The sequence below is a fragment of the Pseudomonas idahonensis genome (genome assembly GCF_037903935.1).
GTDB classification, from domain to species: domain Bacteria; phylum Pseudomonadota; class Gammaproteobacteria; order Pseudomonadales; family Pseudomonadaceae; genus Aquipseudomonas; species Aquipseudomonas danubii.
In genome coordinates, this window is record NZ_CP149586.1 from 1732222 (window position 1) to 1751753 (window position 19532).

At 56.1% G+C, this 19532-nt stretch carries 16 protein-coding genes and 1 pseudogene; 6 read left to right on the forward strand and 11 right to left on the reverse strand.

The genetic code is table 11. The features are described from left to right. Positions 1–643: 643 nt before the first annotated feature. The gene (locus WIN67_RS07915; protein ID WP_339070891.1) at positions 644–1276 is read left to right on the forward strand and encodes a pentapeptide repeat-containing protein; all 633 of its coding nucleotides are present in this window, start codon (positions 644–646) and stop codon (positions 1274–1276) included. 376 nt (positions 1277–1652) lie between these two features. Here WIN67_RS07915 and WIN67_RS07920 read toward each other — a convergent pair whose 3' ends face one another. The 3 genes from WIN67_RS07920 to WIN67_RS07930 form a co-directional block, all read right to left on the reverse strand. Then, on the reverse strand, positions 1653–2909 hold the full coding sequence (locus WIN67_RS07920; RefSeq protein WP_339070892.1) for a DUF4427 domain-containing protein: 1257 nt from the start codon (positions 2907–2909) through the stop codon (positions 1653–1655). A 198-nt stretch (positions 2910–3107) separates the two neighbouring features. Continuing rightward, on the reverse strand, positions 3108–4274 hold the full coding sequence (locus WIN67_RS07925) for a reverse transcriptase family protein (protein ID WP_339070893.1): 1167 nt from the start codon (positions 4272–4274) through the stop codon (positions 3108–3110). 160 nt (positions 4275–4434) lie between these two features. Further along, entirely contained in the window at positions 4435–5700 is a 1266-nt protein-coding gene (locus tag WIN67_RS07930) for a phosphoribosyltransferase-like protein (protein WP_339070894.1), read from the reverse strand. A 183-nt stretch (positions 5701–5883) separates the two neighbouring features. On the opposite strand from WIN67_RS07930, the gene WIN67_RS07935 reads away from it, so the two are divergent. Further along, a complete protein-coding gene (locus WIN67_RS07935; RefSeq protein WP_339070895.1) occupies positions 5884–8067 on the forward strand; it encodes an AAA family ATPase in 2184 nt (727 codons plus the stop codon). A gap of 563 nt (positions 8068–8630) precedes the next feature. On the opposite strand, the gene WIN67_RS07940 is transcribed toward WIN67_RS07935, so the two are convergent. Both WIN67_RS07940 and WIN67_RS07945 read right to left on the reverse strand, forming a co-directional pair. Next, positions 8631–9128, reverse strand: coding sequence for a hypothetical protein (locus WIN67_RS07940; RefSeq protein ID WP_339070897.1), 498 nt, complete (start codon positions 9126–9128; stop codon positions 8631–8633). Positions 9129–9217: 89 nt separating this feature from the next. Then, on the reverse strand, positions 9218–9679 hold the full coding sequence (locus tag WIN67_RS07945) for a hypothetical protein (RefSeq protein WP_339070898.1): 462 nt from the start codon (positions 9677–9679) through the stop codon (positions 9218–9220). A 607-nt stretch (positions 9680–10286) separates the two neighbouring features. Here WIN67_RS07945 and WIN67_RS07950 point away from each other — a divergent pair. Both WIN67_RS07950 and WIN67_RS07955 read left to right on the forward strand, forming a co-directional pair. Continuing rightward, positions 10287–10361, forward strand: a complete 75-nt coding sequence (locus WIN67_RS07950; protein WP_339071697.1) for an SEC-C metal-binding domain-containing protein — start codon at positions 10287–10289, stop codon at positions 10359–10361. Between the two features lie 115 nt (positions 10362–10476). Continuing rightward, complete coding sequence (locus WIN67_RS07955; RefSeq protein WP_339070900.1) at positions 10477–10656, forward strand: MbcA/ParS/Xre antitoxin family protein; 180 nt, start codon at positions 10477–10479, stop codon at positions 10654–10656. 265 nt (positions 10657–10921) lie between these two features. Here the strand turns inward: WIN67_RS07955 and WIN67_RS07960 are convergent, their stop codons facing one another. The 4 genes and pseudogenes from WIN67_RS07960 to WIN67_RS07975 all read right to left on the reverse strand — a co-directional run. Then, positions 10922–11560, reverse strand: a complete 639-nt coding sequence (locus WIN67_RS07960) for a hypothetical protein (RefSeq protein ID WP_339070901.1) — start codon at positions 11558–11560, stop codon at positions 10922–10924. 119 nt (positions 11561–11679) lie between these two features. Next, the gene (locus WIN67_RS07965; RefSeq protein ID WP_339070902.1) at positions 11680–13365 is read right to left on the reverse strand and encodes a hypothetical protein; all 1686 of its coding nucleotides are present in this window, start codon (positions 13363–13365) and stop codon (positions 11680–11682) included. Next, the gene (locus tag WIN67_RS07970) at positions 13362–14327 is read right to left on the reverse strand and encodes a hypothetical protein (protein ID WP_339070903.1); all 966 of its coding nucleotides are present in this window, start codon (positions 14325–14327) and stop codon (positions 13362–13364) included. The genes WIN67_RS07965 and WIN67_RS07970 overlap by 4 nt, the downstream gene beginning before the upstream one ends. A gap of 136 nt (positions 14328–14463) precedes the next feature. Then, a pseudogene (locus WIN67_RS07975) lies at positions 14464–15225 on the reverse strand (mechanosensitive ion channel family protein); the annotation flags it as partial. 193 nt (positions 15226–15418) lie between these two features. Between WIN67_RS07975 and WIN67_RS07980 the strand changes: the two are divergent. Further along, positions 15419–16759 carry a DEAD/DEAH box helicase gene (locus tag WIN67_RS07980; protein WP_042941946.1) on the forward strand — a complete coding sequence of 447 codons (1341 nt, stop codon included), beginning with the start codon at positions 15419–15421 and terminating at the stop codon, positions 16757–16759. Positions 16760–16846: 87 nt separating this feature from the next. Here the strand turns inward: WIN67_RS07980 and WIN67_RS07985 are convergent, their stop codons facing one another. After that, on the reverse strand, positions 16847–17155 hold the full coding sequence (locus tag WIN67_RS07985) for an addiction module antidote protein (RefSeq protein ID WP_103741196.1): 309 nt from the start codon (positions 17153–17155) through the stop codon (positions 16847–16849). After that, positions 17152–17451 (reverse strand): type II toxin-antitoxin system RelE/ParE family toxin, encoded by a 300-nt coding sequence (locus WIN67_RS07990; RefSeq protein ID WP_123393354.1) that lies wholly within the window; start codon positions 17449–17451, stop codon positions 17152–17154. Before WIN67_RS07990 ends, WIN67_RS07985 begins: the two co-directional genes overlap by 4 nt. A 320-nt stretch (positions 17452–17771) precedes the next feature. Between WIN67_RS07990 and WIN67_RS07995 the strand changes: the two genes are divergently transcribed. Then, positions 17772–19514: a ShlB/FhaC/HecB family hemolysin secretion/activation protein gene (locus WIN67_RS07995; RefSeq protein ID WP_339070906.1), complete on the forward strand. Its 1743-nt coding sequence runs from the start codon at positions 17772–17774 to the stop codon at positions 19512–19514. The last annotated feature ends 18 nt before the right edge of the window (positions 19515–19532 follow it).

Here is a 19532-nt window from a genome sequence, read left to right on the forward strand (position 1 = left end):
ACCATGAATCAGTCGTTACTTTGGACGACTCTCGACTGCCGTTACACTCCCTCCTTTGAGTCATCTGCGTGGCGACTCACACCACCCCTTTGCATGTAGATGCTAGCCAAGAATGACTGTTCAGCATGGGAGAAATGGGAGGGTAACTGGAGTCGTCTGCAAGGGCTTGCAACAGCTCAATGACAGGAGCCATGCTGTAGATGAAGGCAATTCTACCCGATGGAACAGAGATTCAACGTAGCCACCTGGGGCAGCCATATCATGGCACGTCGCTCACTCCTGATGTTGTTTTCAGTCAGGGCCTGACTGCCAAGGGAGACGATCGCAGGCTGCTTGAGCATGTGCGAGGGAATCCGGTTAGCGCCTTCCGGGGCACCACTAGCGTTCCGACGGTATCGCGCCACATGCGCCAAGGTGCAGCGGAATGGGCCGGCGAGGACGGTTGGGTTTACCAGTTTGACGACATCGCTTGCTGGGATGTGGATACGGAACTCGAAGGACGTGTTCCTTTGCCCGGTGGCCTATTTGGTAATAGCCCCCACGTCGGCGAGTGTGAGTGTGCAGTTCCTGGCACCGTCCCCGCTCGGCTTATCAAGCGTGCAGGGCAGGTCGAAACTCGGTATGGGCATTTGAGAGTGGTGAGATGGCAGGACAACATTCAGAAGGGCAAAAATTGACTCCGCTTCAGGTGACGGCACTCCAGGCGCGTTGGCTCACTCCCCAGGGCCAGGCGGTTATCGAAGACATGCTGGATGACCTTCGACAGCAAGGGGAAAGCTGGTTGATTCCGATTAATCACTTCGCTGCTTCGTCGATCGCTGGGAGCAACATTCCGATGATCACTGACGCTTACGTCGCTGATCTGCGCGGGATCAATTTCGACGGATACGACCTGTCAGGGCTTGACCTGTGCTTCATGGAGTTGAGCCACGCCTCTTTCAAAAGCTGCATCCTTACCAAGACTTGCTTTCAGCGCTCCGACCTCAGTTTTTCAGACTTCACGCATAGCATCATGCCTGAGGCAGACTTGCTGCAGATCCATGCCCACAAGGCCGTGTTCGATCATTGTTGGCTGGAAAGCGCGATGATGATGGCATCTGACCTCACCGGAAGCAGCTTCCGCGAAGCGAACCTACAGAGCGTGGTGATGGATAACTCCATTGTCATCGGTTGCAGTTTCAAGTCAGCAAACGTTCACCGCGCGTCTTTTGCCAGGGTCATCAGGCATGAGCAGCACTCACAGAAAAGGCCAGGGCCTCTTGAGCCGTCGGTGTGATTCCTTCACCGTTTCCTCCATGCTGATTTGTCCATAGGGAAAGAGTGCGCTTGTTGTGGCGTGTACCTGTGAGGGGTACACGTCACGTTGCGCCACTCACAACGTCCCTACACCATGTCCTCACCTGGCCAACCTGTTCGTCCTGCCCGTGTGCGGTTCTCCTCCCCGAGGGAGGTCTTCATGAGTGGCCTTGCTCGGCAAGCGGAGCGCGCAGGCGTGAGGATCGAAGCCCGGAGGGCCAAGACCCGACCCGAAGGGCACACAAATGCTGATGAGCTCAGAACTCACAACCTGCCCTTCAGCTCGCTTGGCATCTCTTCCGGCAACGCCATCAGTACGTTCTTATTTCGGCTCGCTGCTGACGCCGAATACCCTGCTAATAACACCCTTTGGTGCTGTTGTAGAAAGGATGATCCGTGTCGTGAAAATCTGTGTAGTAGGGGACGCCGTCGCAGCTTTGGCTGTTCCGAACGGTGAAGTAAGTGGCATTGACCTCGAATTCAGTTGCCAAGCCCATGGCAACCCTCTTGCAGTAGTGCTCCTCGAAGCCTACAGGGAGTGACTCAAAGGGAGCGATATCAAGAAGGTAGCGGCCTTCGGTGCTGACGATTAGGCGGTCTGCGGCGAGCAGAGCTCTGACTAGCTCCGAACCGTTATCCGGAATCCAGACCCAGGACTTCCCGTAGCCGTCATCTCGATCACTTGGCTCATGACCCCCCGAGGTGGTAATGATCCTAATGATGCTATCTACTTCGTTATTGATTTCTTCGACCCGCTCCTTAGTAATAGAGAAATAGCCGGAGAGGTCGATAGTGTGCTTGTTGATCAGGTCGGAGACTCGGCTCGGATCTTGAATGTTCCCATGCTGTTCCACCTTGTATAGGGGTATCACAAAGCGAATCATCGATTGATCAATGATTCCAGCGTCCACCAAGGTCAGGATGTCATAGACAATTTTTGGTACATCTTCCTGATCCTGAACCAATACCCCCATTCCATGGATACCCGAGCCTCCAAGACTTAACCCAGGCATCTCTGCCAGGGTCTCGACTAAGTCCTCCCCATCTGGCTCGAAATGCGACTCTTCACCTTGGTAGCGCCACCGCCACTCTCGTTCATGCGTCCAGTCAATAGTTCTTTCATCACCGATGCTGTACGCGACATAACGATATTGCTCACCGATGGGCAGCACGTCGTTTTCAAGGACTCTGTAAGGATCGGCGTCTCTGCGCTCCCAGGCCGGTTGGCTTAAGCCATAGATCACTGGCCTGGCGCCTACGCTGAACATCGTGCCCTTTGGAATCATGAAGGCGTAACGGCCTACATTCTCGCCTCGGGACAAGCGCTCGTTGCTGGACTGGACGAACGCCGCGAGGGGCATGTCTGTGAAGCAGACTGCTGGCGACCTACCGTAGATGGTCGGCCTCTCGTTTCGAAATGACCAGGTTGCAAAGATCTTGTTGTGCCGGAGCGCGCAGCGCATCAGGAACAGCGAATCCAGCACAGTGGCTTCTGCAATGTTGTTGAACCGGACATGCTCCGGGAAGAGAATGACTTCAGAGCTGCTCTGATCCACATCTCGGAAAAAATGAATGAGGTAGTCGGATAGATCGAATCGGATATTGTTAAGCATGATGCGTCCCTGCCTGATGCGATAGTGGCAGAATCGTAGCATGGCGCCATTGTCGCTATATGACAGTTTCATGCCGAAGCGGAGTGAAATCTTTTCAGCTGCTTTTTGGTCTTTCGAGGTCTTGCAGGTGGCAGCGCATTCTGCAAATCAGCGCTGAAGCAACGTAGGTGGTCTCGTCTGCTGCTACTCAAAGAGTGCCTATGGGAAAATCACGTGGTCGAACTCAAGCGCCCTGCAGATACCTTTGAGACGGTCACCGTGCTGTTTGCCCCAATCCGGCTCAATGCTGAAGCCATAGGCGATTTTTCCACTGACATGGTTGAGCAGCCCCTGGAGTGACTGAAAACCACGACTCTGCGCATGGGCCATGGCATCGATCGTGGGGTGGGTCAGGTAGTAAAGGTGGTCGCTGACATACTTCTTGTAAGATTTCGGGAGCCGTGGCGTGTCACCGTCGACAAGCAGTCCCAGGACGATTTTACGAGCCCCTGGTGGGATGATTTTTGTCTTGGCCTCGTTGAGCCAGAATCCGTCTTCAATCAAGCACTCGTTGATCGTCTTGATGTGGCGGATCGCCTTTGAACGATCGAATGCATTCTTGGAAGAGAACACAAGGTCATCGGCGTACCGGGAGTAGACCAGATCATTTTCAGACGCATATTCCTGCAGGCTCTCATCTAAGGACTGCATGACCAAGTTGGCGATTCGTGGCGACGTGGCAGCGCCCTGGGGTAAATGGCCAATACGGGCATCGCCGGAGTAGGGGAGCCCTGGGGGAAGTGTCTTTTTGTAGAACCTTTGATCCGGGTTACCGCTTGCTCGTACGCGAGTGCAAAGCCTGGCAAGCTCGAATGCCACCAAAGGTTGATACCCTAGTGACCTGAACAGGTCAAAAACGCGTGGCTCTAGGATCGATTCGAAGAAGTTTGTCAGGTCAAGCTTGATCAGCCACTCTGCACCGCAATGAAGCTTGGCGGCCTCCAGCACCCCATGGCGAGTGTCATAAGCGTAGCTGGCCTCGTGGGGCTCGATCTTGGACAGAATGTGGGTATTTATCCACCGTTGCACTCTCAATAGATCTTCACACGGGGCGCATATCCACCTGAAGCGATCCACATGGTGGCCAACATTCTGCTTCTTGAGCTTGAAGACGTTGTACGCTTCAGTCTTGTACTTCCGGCTGATGGTGCGATGTAAGAAGGGGTACGGGATGCCTGTTAGATGGGAGAGGTGATTCAGTGTGAGGATGGGTGGGCACCCGTGTTTCATCTGCTTTGCCGTCTTTACGGCATTTTTGAGAATCCCCTCGGGTACGCCTGCCTGTTGGCCTGCTTTCAAATAGGGCTGAGAGCTCCAGCGATTCATCTACCTTCAAATTCCGCCCTGGCGGATGGCAGCCTTCTGGCGCAAGACTTCGGCGCGAACACCATGAAGGCTGTCGCCCTCCAGTAGGCGTGAGATCGTTCGACGGTAAGCATAATTTGCTCCCATTACGCCCGCACAACGTGCGGGATTCTAGATTCCGCTACTGCGGAGCCCTCAGCTGGCTCGGATAGTACGAAGTAAAGGGATCAGGAGCTACAAAAAATTTCCGTCCTTCCCGGCGCAAAAGACGAATGCGTTTTTGGCCCGCGAGCGTTAACGCTCCGGATTTGGTAATCCAACCCCGGGTTACTGCGCGTTCAATCGCGCTGATGATCGTATCAAGGGAAAGCGGAAGGACTTGCCGAAGCTCCGATATTCTCCGCCTACTTTGGGAGTGAGCAAGCAAGATGATGGTTGCGTTTTTGTTCTGCTCGCTCGCCCGTTTGAAGGTGGGTGATCTTGATATCTCGGGCAGGTCAAGCTGATGCAGAGCATTACTTATCACACTGGCCATGTTGACCTGAGTGGACTGCCAGAGGTTGTCAGTAACGCGCTTGGGGAAGAGAGGCGCCCATTTTTTCCTGCCCCTGGTTTTTTCAGAGACAAAAATCGCCGGCATATTGTTCGGCGCCCCGTGCTCAAATGTCAGCAATGCCGCAGTGTCTTTCCAGCCCAAAGGGGCGCTGCTATGTGCGCCATACGTTTCACACAGCTCGACCATTTCGTCCAGGTCATCGTCAAAGCTATTGAAGAGCGTTGGGCATTCGGTCACCACCCGGACGTTGGGGGCGAATTTGTGACTGCGCACATGTTTGATGCCTTGGTCGGTGCCGCTGTAGGCCATCACCCAAAAGGTGACAAACTTTCCTGAGTACCAGCTTCTGATCGAGGCCACATTCCACATCGCATCGAGCATCCTTGTAGCTCGATCACCGCTCCCGATAAAGTCGGTCAAAATGACGAAGTTCCGAACCTCTGATTCCCTAACCTTTTCTGCTGTAGGCTGAAGCAGAAAGCGCGTTGGGTTCGAGCGACACAGCGTGTTGGCCATGAATGCCACCAAGCCTTCGCTACCCACATCTTGAGTCGAGTAGGTCAGTGATTGGACGGCTTGCTTCGCTGCACCATATGCCCGTAGGTGCTTCTTTTTTGATCTGGAGTTGCGGGCTTTCTTCTGCTTGTAGAAAGGCGGGGGAAGCTTGGCTTTTGTCTTCTGCAGCTCACGCTCAATGAACAGAGCCGAAGACCTCCTCATTGGCAGCTCGCTTTTTATGAGCTTGGCCAGGCTGTTCTTGAATTCGTTAAGTGGGCAGTAGTTGATTGAGTCCAGCAAAACCTCGGCCAGCTCGCGATCACCAGGCCGCTTATCGAACTGGTTGAGCCACAGCTGAGTTTTTTCCTGTTCCTGAAGAGGGGGCTGCATCATCCTGATCCCTTACATTTCTGGGTGCGTTGGTCAAGCAGGGCTTTGCGCGCCCTAGCATACGCCAACGGTATCGGACTGGTATGAGTTGGCCGTTCTGGGGGCAGGAAGAGTTCTGTGGTGGCACATTGCAATTTTTGGTAGAGGGCTTAATCTCGGAATCTCTGTGTGCCATGGACAGCCCTTGTGATTGAGAATCTGCTCATATGCGGCGTATCAAGCTATTCGCCTAACGCCCCGACCCTCATCGGCCCTCTAAAGCGTGTGAGCATGCTTTACGGGCAAAATGGCACCGGTAAGAGCACGATTGGCAACTACCTGCAAACGCCAGGCGAGGCGTGCTACCAGAGTTGTAGCATGGCGCCTGCTGACCCCGAACGCGAAATTTTGGTCTACAACCACACCTTCATGGAGATGAACTTCCACGAAGACGTAGCGCAGCCTGGGGTATTTACACTCAACGCTGGCAACATTGAGGCCGAGAATGCTCTGAATGCAGCGCAGGCCAAAATCAAGTTGCTGTCGACCCAGCAAGAGGAGGAGATGGCCAAGGGCAAGGCGAGTAAGGCAGCCCGAGACACTGAGAAGCAGGCATTGAAAGACGGCCTCTGGAAGCTCAAAACACCATTCGATGGCTCACCCTTGGCCTACTGCTTTCAAGGTGTGAACACCAAAGAGCGTCTGCTGGAGAGGATCCAGGCCACCTCTGAAGTGCCGGATACTGTTACCACTGCCGAATTGATGGCAGAGGCCACTGAGCTTCAGGCGGCAACAGACGCGCAGTTGCCCTCTATTTCGCTTGTCGGTTTCCCAAGCTCCGAGCTTGAGCACAACCCTATTTTCAAGGAGATCATCACGGGCACAGACAACTCCTACTTGGCAGGTCTCATCCATGCGCTCGGCCATTCGGATTGGGTTCAGCATGCGCTGACATTTCCCCCCATCGATGGCGATTTATGCCCCTTCTGTCAGCAGCCGTTGCCGGAAGGTTTTCATGGCGAGATTGCCAAGATCTTCGATAAGACCTACGAGCAGCGCATACGTGACCTAACGAACCTGCAACGCCGTTACGTCGGAGCTGTTGAGCAAACGCTGCAGCGCCTGCGTAGTCCGAGCTATCAGCAACCTTCGTTTCAACTGGCCATTTCAAACCTAACTACAGTGCTTCAGCGCAACGTTCAGACTATCGAGAAAAAGATAGCCAGCCCGTCGATCGTGGTTGAGCTTGAGTCCAGCGTAGGGTTGGTTGAAGCCTTGAATGAGTGCATTGCAGTCGAACAGGAAAAAATCGACGTCTTCAACCTCAAGGTCAAAAACAAGCAGGTTCATCTGGCCCAGATCAAGGATCGATTCTGGGGCGTGCTCAGGACTTCAGCTGGTGCATTGCTGGATCATTACGCTCAAGTGGATCAGGAACTGGCCCAGGCTCAGCAAAAAGCCAGGGACACCATCGAGGCGCTTAGGGGCAAGGCCAGGGCTGAACGCGAAATCATCGCCCAGTCCAGGGCAGCCATCACGAATATCGACCAGTCGGTTGACAGCATTAACCACTGGTTGCGCATCCTCGGCCTCAAAGGTTTTGAGTTGACCAAGGAAGAGGGAGATGTTCCTCAATACAGGTTGCAGCGCCCCGAGCAACGCGCGGGTGTCTTCAAAACGCTGAGTGAGGGCGAGAAAACACTCATCTCGTTTTTGTACTTTCTGGAAGTCTGCAATGGAGAGCTGAACGCGACTGCGGGAAGGTTGATCAGCGACCGTATCATCGTGATCGATGATCCTATTTCAAGCTTGTCCCACAATTACGTGTATGACATTGCCTCCCTGATCAAGCGCCATGTAATCAGCCCGAGTACCCGCTTCAATCAGGTGATCATCCTGACCCACAACCTGTTTTTCTTTCACGAGATGGTCAAGCTCATGAACGAAGACGGAGGACGTGGCCGGGGTAGTGGTGGTCAGCAGGAAGGCCAGTTGGCCCTATTCCGGATCACCAAGTCCGATTACAGCGCAGTGGTTGCGATGCAGCCCAAGGAGATCCAGAACGACTACCAGTCTTTCTGGCAGGCCATCAAGGACGCCTTGAGTGGACGCACCTCGGCCACCGTCATCCCGAACATGATGCGAAATATCCTGGAGTACTACTTCACGTTCGTGCACCGCCAGGACAGACTCGCCAAGGCGCTCGAAGACCTGAGCGACGAAGATCCCCAGTTCCGCTCGTTGTACCGCTACATCAACCGCGAGTCCCATGCTGATGCCGTGAACATCACCGATTTTGGTGAGATCGACCCGGCGGTGTACGTCGAGCGCTTCCGCCAGGTGTTTGTCAGAACGGAATTTCAGGAGCATTACGACAAGATGATGGAGTAGCGCTCGCTTATCGCTTGAGTCAGGGCATGGGGACGACGTGCGTGGCCGCTTGCAGCGGGCTCCTCAGATCGACGGCTACTCCAAGGACTGATTTGCTGAGAATGCGCCAGTAGTGAATCGTTTTACCCTTTCGCTGGGCTTTCCAGGCTCTGGCTGCGCTGATAGCATTGCGCCTGCAGCTACCACCCATGGACTCTCCTTCCTGCCTGTCATTCATCTGCTCGCTTTGCACGTGGTGTAAAGGCTATCAGCGGCCCGCTGAGATCAGATGGAGAATACGCCATGAACAATCATGGAAAAGTTGTCCTGGTTCGCCAGTACAACCGATTCCGGTTCGGGCAGTGGGAGACCGTGTGCATGCACATGCGCTCCCTTCCGCGCCGTTAATTTGAACGTTCCTAGGTGGTAGCTGCACCTCCCCTCAGTTTTGACTCTCATCTCTTCGTTGCCAGGTTGCAGTTACGTCAATCCATACCTACCGCTGCAGTAGGTAGGTGGTGTCGGGGCGGGTTATGACAGCTGGTTGCATTCCCGAGCGACCTTCGTTCTGCTGTTCTCGGTGATCAGTCGCCGAGCTCCGGCTTCACAATATCGCGGATGTCGTAGAGCTTGAGGCTCACCTCATGAAGTTTGCTGATGAACTCGTCCAACAGTTCATTGGTGACGTCGAAGTATCGATTTTTCTCGTCCAGTCGACGGTGCAGTATTTGCTGGTTGGCCTCGTCGGTGATGGGGTAGGCATGCACGATGTCTGATCGCCTGGTGTTCAGCGCCTGGAACATGTCGGCGGCGACCCTGCCAATGGGCCCCACCGCCGGAAGTGTTTTTTTGGCTTTTTTAAGGCTAGCGCGGAAATCGTCTAATATATGGCCGCCGGTTTTCGCTTGAAGCTCCATACGATCTACGCGCGGATCCATATGGTGTGCTACCTCGGCCATGAAGCTGCTCAGCGAAGCGAAGCCATACAGCGCGACGCCTAGTCGGTAAATGTATCCATCGTCAGCAGGTAGTGCGAGACGCGTGAGTCCTCTGATGCTGTGAATGTTTAGCTCGGTTGTCATGGTCGTATTTCAACTGCCTGTTCAGGTACGGTAGAAGCCGGGTTCAGTGCTGGGAACCCGGACTGTGTTTTGCCGGCGGACGACTTGAGTTACTTGAGCTTGCTGCGTAGCCAGCTCATCACATCGATCAAGATTTTCAGCTTGCGATAGAAGTTGTCCGCGTCGATCAGGAAACCCAGCTCCTTGCGAAGCTGCGCAATCTCGCTCATCACAGCCTTGTGCGTATCGGTACCAGCCTGGCCTGCGGCAACCATCTCCTGCTCAACCTCGCACAGCCGGCGGTGCCAAGCAATATCGACTGCGTGGCGCACGAAATGGCGGCGGTTGAATACCCGGTGCTTGCCGAGCAAAAATAGGTAGGCCCCAAAGCCTGCTAGAAAGACTTGCAGCGTGCTGATCTCAAGCCCCAGAGCGTTCAGGAACTGGGCGGTCTGTGGCGTTTGCCAGCAGCCGACCGCGAACAGCACCGGCCATATGGCAATGGCGAACAGGGCTTCGTTCGTGTGTGGATAGTGGGCCAGTTGAGTGGGCGGGAAACGCAGATGGGTCATGGCAACTCCAGGTGAAAGGCTGTCCTGGCCGAGGGGCCAGGACTCACTCAAGCTTCCGGTTTTGTGTGGGGGCGTTGCAACCCATGCAGTTACTACCACCCTCACTCCTGGCCTCTGCTGAGGGGGCAAAATCTGTCTGATCTGTGCCTACAGGCGCCCGATCAATACTCACCTTCGTAGCGGTCGCTTCTAGGTTTTAGCCGTGTTTTTATACAGCGTTCCTGTCAGCGACCATTGCGCAGTCTCTTGCGTCACCCTGGTCAGTCAGGAGGGGAGGGATTGTGTGAGTGAGCCCACGCAGGTGGAGCTCGATTCGTACAAACGGTGAACTATGACGGGCCATGGCTGGGAGGGGGGGTTGCTCGCTCTTTTGCGCCGATCACCAGAGAATGGTACACCGTCACCGGTGCTCGTTTCTGCCTGAGCACAATATCTACCCAGAACGCGTTGGCCGCCGTCAGCCTGGATGATACAGGGCTCACGCGTGAGGAAGTTAGACTCCTACTTAGAAGAGCTGGAGGACTGGCAGCGGCAGGAGCTGGCGGGCCAAACTGCGCTAATTGGTAACATCATCAACGAAAGCAGGCGTGTGGCGTTCCGTTCTCAAATGGGTACAGTAGGCCGCAATGAACCTTGCCCATGTGAGTCAGGGCGGAAGTTCAAAAAATGCCACGGCGCATAAGCCCATGGCCGGAGTGATACGTCCCTGAGCTGCCCGTTCAAATTTCTTGCCGGTGTCTTGGCCACTAGCAAGGCCGGGCATCACCGAGCCGGTGGTGCCTCTTGAGGGTGTAAACGTGAAAAAAGGCGATCCTAAACTACGCGAAGCCGCAATCCGAGTTTTCGGTGATGAGTCGCTGGCAGAGCGTTGGCTGACCACTCCACTGCATGCCCTGGCCGACAAAAGCCCGGTTGATGCAGACATTGAGGATGCACTGAATCTGCTCGCGCGATTGGAGCATGGCTTCTGTGCCTAACGTAGCTAGCCTCCGGACTCGGCAGATCCTGACCAAGTCTTCGGCCAGGTGATTCACGACCTGTCGAGTACGGAATTCTTCAGGTTGAGGCCTGGGTAGGGGGCTTTGCTTCGAGGTGTTATTTGGTGGTTGTGCAACTCCATCCGCCTGGCATGAAGGCTTTTACGGGATGATGATCGTTGGAAAACAGCGGTAGGTGACCCTGAAGAACGGCCTGCTATGGCCGTCTGAGGGTAGGCGGCCTTGCAACTTAGATGGCAGAAAATCAAAGGGTTTTGTCAGGGGTCGAGCACGGCCACTTGAAATGCTCTGGGTACATGATTTTGTTCAACAAATTATCCACTGCGATGTAGAAAGCACCCTCGTATGATGCTCGTCCACCGCTCATCAATCCGAAGCTGTGGTCAGTTAGTATCTTCTGAAAACACTGAACTACACCTATTAAGTCATCGATGCTTACAGGGTAATCTTCGTCCAGTTTTTCCCTGTTCAAAAAATATTGTTTATCGGAATGCGCTAAGAATTTATCACGGCGTACAGTGATTCGGTCTATAACCGCTTGTTTTTCAGCGATAAGCTCTTTGTGCTTTGTTGTCAACTCTGCAGGGATGTTCCCGTTTTTCCAATTGATCGCCAGACGATTGCTGTCACTGAAAGCAATAAATTTAAGAATGTTTCTGTCAGATCGCTTGCCGTCAAGTAGTTTTGCCATGAGCAAAAGGGTGTCGACTTCTAGTGACTGTATCACGTAGGCGAAGATGCCAGCTTTATCGAGGAAGACCTCATTGTTTTCTTCATATTTCTTATATAGTGAATGGTAAAGAGCTAGTTTGGGGGTCAAGTCATCGAAGACAATTTGCTGATATCCTTTCAGTAAGCTTTCGTACGTCTTTTGCACGTCCATGGGGTAGCCTTAATTTTGCAATTTCCATGTTTCGGAGTACGGCCAGTCTACTTTCCGATGCGGTGTAGGTCGGGCCTAGCCTTTCTATGGATTGAAATGGTGAGATGGATCGAGACGTATTATGACGATCGTTGTAATCCCGCGAGCTTCGCCAGATACCAAGTCGGTACAGGGTGGCGGTGCAACCTTGCCGAAAGTGCAATTAATACTTCCCAGGGAGTGCCGTGCCAAGAAAAATCTTCGGGAGGCGCGGCTTTTTCAGGTACCTTCAGAGATGCCTCCAGCTCCTCAGCTGATGATGGCTGGAAGCCGGAAAGGCCTCGTGATATCCCAACACCATTCACGTAGGCATCGGAGCAAACCAGTGTCTCCAGCGCTCTTTGGGGGTACCAGCGCTCCTTGGTCACGCCTTTCAATCTCGGGATGATCTCATCAGACAGCTGGGTGAGGCAGTCCTGATCACCCAGCACGGCGGCCATGGTGCCTAGCATCGGCACGAGCGTTGTGGTTTGGAAGAACCGTTTCCTGTCAGGTTCCTTTCCATAGTGCAGCGCCATTGCGTCTTCCAGGTCATCAGTGTCTACAGGCATGATCCTGCTCTGCCTTAGGGCTGTGTCAAAGCGATCTATGCATTCCTGAAGCATAAAGCGTGCGCTGGTGTTGTCACCAGTTGCCAGGATCGCCCCCATAGCAAGCGAGAGATCGATGGCCTGCCCGTCATAGACCGGCAGGAAGCAACCGTTATGTTCGTTAATGAGGGATACCAGGCAACTGTGCATGGCCACCACCCTTGTCCGATCGACTTTCAGGGCGAGAAGCAGCAGGAGCGTGGTGCCTAGCCGGCCAAGCTCATCGCAAATCAAGTCCATGTAGAGCACGTGATCAGGGCGATACCGGAGCACGTTCCGGCGGTTGAGAAATGACGGCATCACACGCTCGTAGTACCGCAGCAGTGCATCGGCGTGGAGGTGCGCAAGTGTTTCGAACCTCTTGGTGAACTGAACCTCATTCTGCAGCCCCAGCTTCACCGACTCGCCCCACAGGCGCAGTAAGAGGTATTCACCTGCGAGAACCCCTGGCTTTTGGTTGCCTTCGCTCTCGCCCCATACGAGCAGCACTGCCCATCCCACGGCTGCCGCAGCCGAGCGTTTATAGAAGCGGTTCCGACGAGAATTGCCGGATACGTCTTGGTCATCTTCCTTGGCGCTCAAGCAATCATCGACGAACCGTACGAACCTAGAGAAAGAGGAGTGCGTGTCTTCCAGGCCTGCCAGTGCTGCTCGGAGGTCAGATTTACCTTTTTCGAGCAGCAGCGCATCGTCAAAGAGGTACTTCTCAATGAACGGGCTCAGCTGATCCATACCCCAAAAATCCAGCGAGCAGAGGGGATCCATCTGCGTTACCCGGGTCGACAGGGCGGAGTAGTCCGACTGGGCGTCTTGTTTCAGCACACCGTTGGAGACAAGGACGATCCGTTTCTTGAAACCGCGTAGCGCTTCCGGCAATCGATTTTGGATGTACTCGGTCGAAGCTTGCAGGACGGACGGAAGGATCGCCTGCTGGCTGCTGTAAAAATCATTTCGGCTTACGTTTCCGAACTTGATGACAAACAGAAAGACTTCCGTTTCACCTTGGTCACTCTCCTTGGTGGACATCACGTCAACCCCGCCCTGGTTCACACCAACTTGGGCGCGGCTCAGCACCGAGTGGCCCATCGCTTGAAGTAGATCCGGGAGGAGGGCGTCTAACTCGTCGCGTTCGCGAAGCCCTGATAGGTAATGGGACAGGACAAGTTGGATACTCATTGGCAAGCCTCCTTCCACAGATCCGCCACCATGTGTCCATAAAGGAGAGGATCGGCGATCCAGGTCTGGGGCAATTCCACACTCATCTCGTGAGTGAACATGGGGATCATGGTCTCTACCGTTTGCTGATCGTCCTGGTATTCCACGGCGACCTGGTTGGAGTATTTGAAATGCTCCGAGACCATGAACATGTCGGCCAGGAAGGACTCCCCATGCGCTCGCTCGGTGACCGCTCGACTTTCGCTCCGGCGAAGGTAGCGGAAGCTCCGGCGCATTTCCGATGACATCCGGAGCTCGACCAACTGGGGCAGCGCTTCCAAGGCATCGAGTTCAGTGGCAAGCCTCTTTGCTAGTTGCTGGGCAACCTGCGAGTCAGCAAAAGGTGACGACTCCGATTCCAGAAGGCGTTTACAGGTTGCCGGGTGTTCCGTGGCTAGGAAATTGGTGACCTTCGCTATGGTGCTCGTAATCAGCTGGCTCGGAGGTAGGTCTTCGCTCATGCTGAGCGCCCAGCCGAGTGAGACCGCCACCGGAACATCCAGCGCACACAACCTGCGGGCTACGGTAGTAGCGCATTCTTCGGTGGTCTCGGATAGCGCAAATTTCAGCAACTCAGTGTGCTGCAGGTAACGGACGCTGACCTCGTGGGCCAGTGCCTTGCTGAGCCTGAAATGGCCCTTTTTTCCGATCCAGTCACAGGCAGCCAATAAGAACAAGTCCTTGGCCACGATCCGCTGAAGGACGCCCTTGGCTTCTTCGTGCAGAGTATGTGCGTCCACGCCCGAATTCTCCGCTTCCCGCCAGAGGGTGTAGAAGTCTTCCAGTATGGCCGGGCCGTCCTGCTTCGCGTCGCCCTGATACAGGCGGAGATAGAAATCGTTGAACCGCATCATGTCCATCAAAATTGGCTCCGGGGCGTCGCGGGTGGCTTTTGGCTGGCTGCTGGCTACGTAGGTGAGCAAGGTGGCTGCCAGGGAGGCCAGGTAACAGAGGGCTACTAAGATAGTAGTAGGATGGGGAGTATGTCTACTATTTGAGGGTTCAGGGTTTGCGGGGGTTGTGGGTCTTATAGTAGTTTTAGTGCGGTGCTTGGATCGAGTTCTTGAACGACTCGCTCATCAAGCGCCAGGTCGGGATGGAGACGATGGTCTTGTCGAAGTTCTGCACCTTGACCGTGTGCAGGGTGATGTCCACCACATCGCCGTCGGCACCCACCTGGGGCATCTCGATCCAGTCGCCGACCCGCAGCATGTCGTTGCTGGTCAACTGCACGCTGGCGACGAAGGACAGCAGGGTGTCCTTGTAGACCAACAGGATCACCGCCGACATGGCGCCCAGACCGGACAGCAGCAACAGCGGCGAGCGGTCGATCAGGGTGGCGACGATGATGATTGCGCCAAACACATACAGCACCATCTTCGCCAGTTGCACGTAGCCCTTGATCGAGCGGGTGCGGGCGTGTTCGGTGCGCGCGTAGATGTCCAGCAGGGCATTGAGCAGGGCGCTCAGGGCCAGGAGCTGGAACAGGATGGTGAAGGCCATGGCCAGGTTGCCGAGGAACAGCAGGCTGGTCTTGCTCAGCTCCGGCACCAGGTGCAGGCCGAACTGGATCACCAGGGACGGGGTCATTTGCGCCAGGCGGTGGAACACCTTGTTGTGGCGCAGATCATTGAGCCAGTGCAGGGACGGCTGGCGGCCCAGCAGCCTGACGGCGTGCAGGACCAGGTAGCGGGCCACTCGTCCGAGCACCAGGGCGATCACCAGTAACAGGGCCAGGCCGATGCCGGCGTGCAGGAGAGGGTGTTGATCGAGGGCTCCCCAGAGGTCCTGGGTATTGAGCCAGAGCTGTTTGAAATCCATGGGCTAAAACGATTCTTCTATGAGGCACAAGGGCAGAATTAGAGCATTTAACCCTGGGAAAGTTACGGTTAAGGACAAATCGGCTAACAAAAAACCAACTCTTTGCCACCGTTTGCACAAAGAAACTCGGCCTGCGCGCTCGAAACCGTTACCCTATGCAGCTGTTTTTTTGCATATCTTCGAGGTAGCACCCGTGTTTTCCCAATTCGCCCTGCACGAACGCCTGCTCAAAGCCGTGGCCGAGCTTAAATTTGTCGAGCCGACGCCGGTGCAAGCAGCGGCTATTCCGCTCGCGCTGCAAGGGCGTGACCTGCGGGTGACGGCACAGACCGGCAGCGGCAAGACCGCGGCCTTTGTCCTGCCAATCCTTAATCGTCTGATCGGCCCGGCGAAGATCCGCGTCAGCATCAAGACCCTGATCCTGTTGCCGACCCGGGAACTGGCCCAGCAGACCCTCAAGGAAGTCGAGCGTTTCTCCCAGTTCACCTTCATCAAGTCTGGCCTGATCACCGGCGGTGAAGACTTCAAGGTCCAGGCCGCCATGTTGCGCAAGGTGCCGGACATCCTCATCGGCACCCCGGGGCGCATGCTGGAGCAACTCAACGCCGGCAACCTGGACCTCAAAGAAGTCGAAGTGCTGGTGCTCGACGAAGCCGACCGCATGCTCGACATGGGCTTTGCCGAAGACGTGCAGCGCCTGGTGGACGAATGCCCGAATCGCCAGCAGACCATGCTGTTCTCCGCTACCACCGGCGGCTCCGGCCTGCGGGAAATGGTCGCCAAGGTCCTCAACAACCCTGAGCACCTGCAACTCAACAGTGTCAGCCAGCTGAACGAAACCACCCGTCAGCAGATCATCACCGCCGACCACAACCAGCACAAAGAACAGATCGTCAACTGGCTGCTGGCCAACGAGACCTACCAGAAGGCCATCGTCTTCACCAACACCCGGGCCATGGCCGACCGCATCTACGGCCGCCTGGTGGCGCAGGATTACAAGGCTTTCGTCCTGCACGGCGAGAAGGACCAGAAGGACCGCAAGCTGGCCATCGATCGCTTGAAGCAGGGCGGGGTCAAGATCCTGGTGGCCACCGACGTCGCCGCCCGTGGCCTGGACGTTGATGGCCTGGACCTGGTGATCAACTTCGACATGCCGCGCAGCGGCGACGAATACGTGCACCGCATCGGTCGTACTGGCCGTGCTGGCAACGATGGCCTGGCCATCTCGCTGATCTGCCACGGCGACTGGAACCTGATGTCGAGCATCGAGCGCTACCTCAAGCAGAGCTTCGAGCGCCGCACCATCAAGGAAGTCAAAGGCACCTACAGCGGCCCGAAAAAGGTCAAGGCGTCCGGCAAGGCCGTTGGCGTGAAGAAGAAAAAGACCGACGCCAAGGGCGACAAGAAAAAGTCCGTGGCCAAGGCCCCGACCAAGCGCAAGACCGCCAACCGGCCGAAAAGCGACAGCCTGGTCAGCCAGGACGGTCTGGCGCCGCTCAAGCGCCGCAAGCCACAGGCGCCGGCAGCCGAATAAGCCAGCGGCCAGCGGTAAACGAAAAACCCGGACCTGGTCCGGGTTTTTTTGGGGCTGGCTTTCAGAGCTACTCCGGGCCTCGATAGCTCAACTTGCCTTGGGTTTCTCCACATGCCCTGGCTGGGCCTGCAGATCGATCCCCAAGGCATGAATGACCTTCAAGACGGTGTCGAATCGCGGTTTTGAGCCCGGGGCAAAAGCCTTGTACAGGCTTTCCCGGCCCATCCCGGCATCCCGGGCAATCTGGGACATACCCCGAGCTTTGGCTACGTAGCCGATGGCTCGAAGAAACTCCTCGGTATCACCGTCGGCCAGCACTTGTGACAGGTACTCTGCGATGGCCTGGTCGCTGTCCAGCAACTCGGCCATGTCGAAGTGGGTCAATATCTGGGTCATGTTGAAAGGTCCTTTGCCAATATCTTTGCCCGGCGAATGTCCGCGTCTTGAGAGGATTTGTCCCCGCCTGCCAGCAACACAATGATCACGCCGCCACGCTGGGTGAAGTACAGCCGATACCCGGGACCCACGTCCACGCGCAGTTCCGAAATACCTTCTCCCACGGATTTCACATCCCCCAGATTGCCTGTTGCAGCGCGATCGATGCGGCGGGCAATGGAGATTTTTGCGCGCAAGTCCTTCAGTGATGAGTGCCATCTGGCAAAGGACTGGGTTTGTTGGATGAGATATTTCATGCAGCAAACGTATCCATTTGGATACGTTTTGGCAAGAGGGGTAGCACGGACTCGACTCGGGCTTTTTCTCGGTGTGGGCCAGTTCCTTGGGTTGCTGGTCGATCAACAGCCCGCTACCAAGAAAACTTTCCTGAAGATTCAGAAGCGTCTGATGTGTCGCTTGCCGGGCTCTATCTAGTATCGGCACCCGCTCCAGTGCCCGGATTATGCGGGGATACGCAGTTTGTCGGGGCGTTCAGCGCTTATTTGACGTCAAGATGGTGGCGCATTAATATCACGCGCCCTGTCTTGACCCTTGCTGCCCTTTCGAAGGACCGAATATGTCTATCCCCACCCTCGGGATGAGGTTGTGCCGTGCCTTGTCCTGCCTGCTGCTGACAGTCCCGCTGTCCATGGCGATTGCCGCTCCCTTGCCCGCACCGACCTTCAACCCCGGTGACCAGGACCTGATCCGCGACCGGCAGAACCGCCTGCTGGAAGAGCAGCAGCGGCGTCTCGAAGAACTCAAGGACCTGCCCGGCAAGAGCGCCGCGCCTGTAGCGCCCAGCGCGCCCAGCGATAGCCGCTGCTTCCCGATTCAGGATATCCAGCTCAAAGGCGCCGATTCGCTGTCCGCCAGCGAACGCGAGAGCCTGCTCAAGCCCTATATCGGCCAGTGCCTGGGGGTGGCCCAGCTCAACGAGCTGCTCAAGGTCATCACCAACCGCTACATCGAGAAGGGCCTGGTCACCAGCCGCGCCTATCTGCCGCAACAGGACCTGTCCAGCGGCCACCTGCAGGTGCTGGTGGTAGAGGGCAAGCTCGAAGGGCTCAAGGCCGCCGAGGGCAGCAAGTTCACAGCCCGCGAACTGAACATGGCCTTTCCCGGCAGCAGCGGTGAGCTGCTCAACTTGCGGCAGATCGAACAGATGGTGGACCAGCTCAACCGCCTGCCGTCGAACCAGGCGCAGATGGAACTGGCCCCGGGGCAGGCCGTGGGCGGCAGTGAAGTCCTGGTCAAGAACAACCCGCAAAAGCCCTGGCGCGTCGGTCTGTCGCGCAGCAACGAGGGCCAGAAGAGCACCGGCGAGCAGCAGTGGGGCAGCTCTTTCGAATGGGACAGCCCTCTGGGATTGGCCGACCAACTGGTGTTGCGCGGCGGCCACGACGCCGTCAGCGACCACCAGAAAACCTCGCGCAACGCCATGCTCTACTACAACCTGCCGTTTGGCTGGTGGAACCTCAGCTACAGCTACAGCCAGAGCGAATACCGCTCCCTGGCCCAGGCCGTGGGCTTCAACTTCAAGCAGACCGGCGACAGCCAGAACCATCAACTGCGCCTTGAGCGAGTGATCCACCGCGATGCCGTGAGCAAGACCTCGCTGAACAGCGGCCTGAGCTACCTGCGCACCAACAACTACATCGAAGACAGCAAGCTGAGTAACAGCAGCAACCGCCTCAGCGAAGCCCAGTTCGGCATCAACCACGGTCGGCGTATCGGCAGCGCCTTCCTCAACCTCGACCTGGGGCTGCAGGACGGTATTGGCGCCTTCGATGCCCAGCGCGAAAACCAGCGCGACAAATACGGCAATCGCCAGGCCAACGCCCGCTACCGCAAGTACACCGCCACCGCCAGCTACCTGCAGCCGTTCAAGCTGTGGGACGAGTCCCTGGTGTTCAGCAGCCTGGTCACCGGCCAGCGCAGCAAGGATGTGCTGTTCAGCTCGCAACGCATGAGCCTGGGCAGCCAGTCCTCGATCCGTGGCTACAAGGACCAGAGCCTCAATGGCGACAGCGGCTACTACTGGCGCAACGACCTGCGCTGGAGTCGCCCGGTGACCTGGGACTGGCTGCGCCCGGTGTTCGCCGAGTACGGCACGGGGCTGGGCTATGACCTCGGCGCGATCCGCAACGACCGCTACAACGCTGAGCAGCATGGCCGGGTCTCCAGCGACTCCATCGAGTTCTTTGCCCGGGGCAAGAATCTTGCCGCCAGCGTGACCTTTGCTCATTCACTTGAACGGCCAGATGCCCTGAGTGAGCGGGAAGCACCGATCTACTTCCGTTTGGATCTCTTTCTCTGATTGCACTGATTCATTGAG

Bases quoted from the DNA above. Each gene is read 5' to 3' on its own strand.
- WIN67_RS07915 (WP_339070891.1), top strand. From the start codon at position 644: ATGGCAGGACAACATTCAGAAGGGCAAAAATTGACTCCGCTTCAGGTG.
- WIN67_RS07920 (WP_339070892.1), bottom strand. From the start codon at position 2,909: ATGCTTAACAATATCCGATTCGATCTATCCGACTACCTCATTCATTTT.
- WIN67_RS07925 (WP_339070893.1), bottom strand. From the start codon at position 4,274: ATGAATCGCTGGAGCTCTCAGCCCTATTTGAAAGCAGGCCAACAGGCA.
- WIN67_RS07930 (WP_339070894.1), bottom strand. From the start codon at position 5,700: ATGATGCAGCCCCCTCTTCAGGAACAGGAAAAAACTCAGCTGTGGCTC.
- WIN67_RS07940 (WP_339070897.1), bottom strand. From the start codon at position 9,128: ATGACAACCGAGCTAAACATTCACAGCATCAGAGGACTCACGCGTCTC.
- WIN67_RS07945 (WP_339070898.1), bottom strand. From the start codon at position 9,679: ATGACCCATCTGCGTTTCCCGCCCACTCAACTGGCCCACTATCCACAC.
- WIN67_RS07960 (WP_339070901.1), bottom strand. From the start codon at position 11,560: ATGGACGTGCAAAAGACGTACGAAAGCTTACTGAAAGGATATCAGCAA.
- WIN67_RS07965 (WP_339070902.1), bottom strand. From the start codon at position 13,365: ATGAGTATCCAACTTGTCCTGTCCCATTACCTATCAGGGCTTCGCGAA.
- WIN67_RS07985 (WP_103741196.1), bottom strand. From the start codon at position 17,155: ATGACCCAGATATTGACCCACTTCGACATGGCCGAGTTGCTGGACAGC.
- WIN67_RS07990 (WP_123393354.1), bottom strand. From the start codon at position 17,451: ATGAAATATCTCATCCAACAAACCCAGTCCTTTGCCAGATGGCACTCA.
- WIN67_RS07995 (WP_339070906.1), top strand. From the start codon at position 17,772: ATGTCTATCCCCACCCTCGGGATGAGGTTGTGCCGTGCCTTGTCCTGC.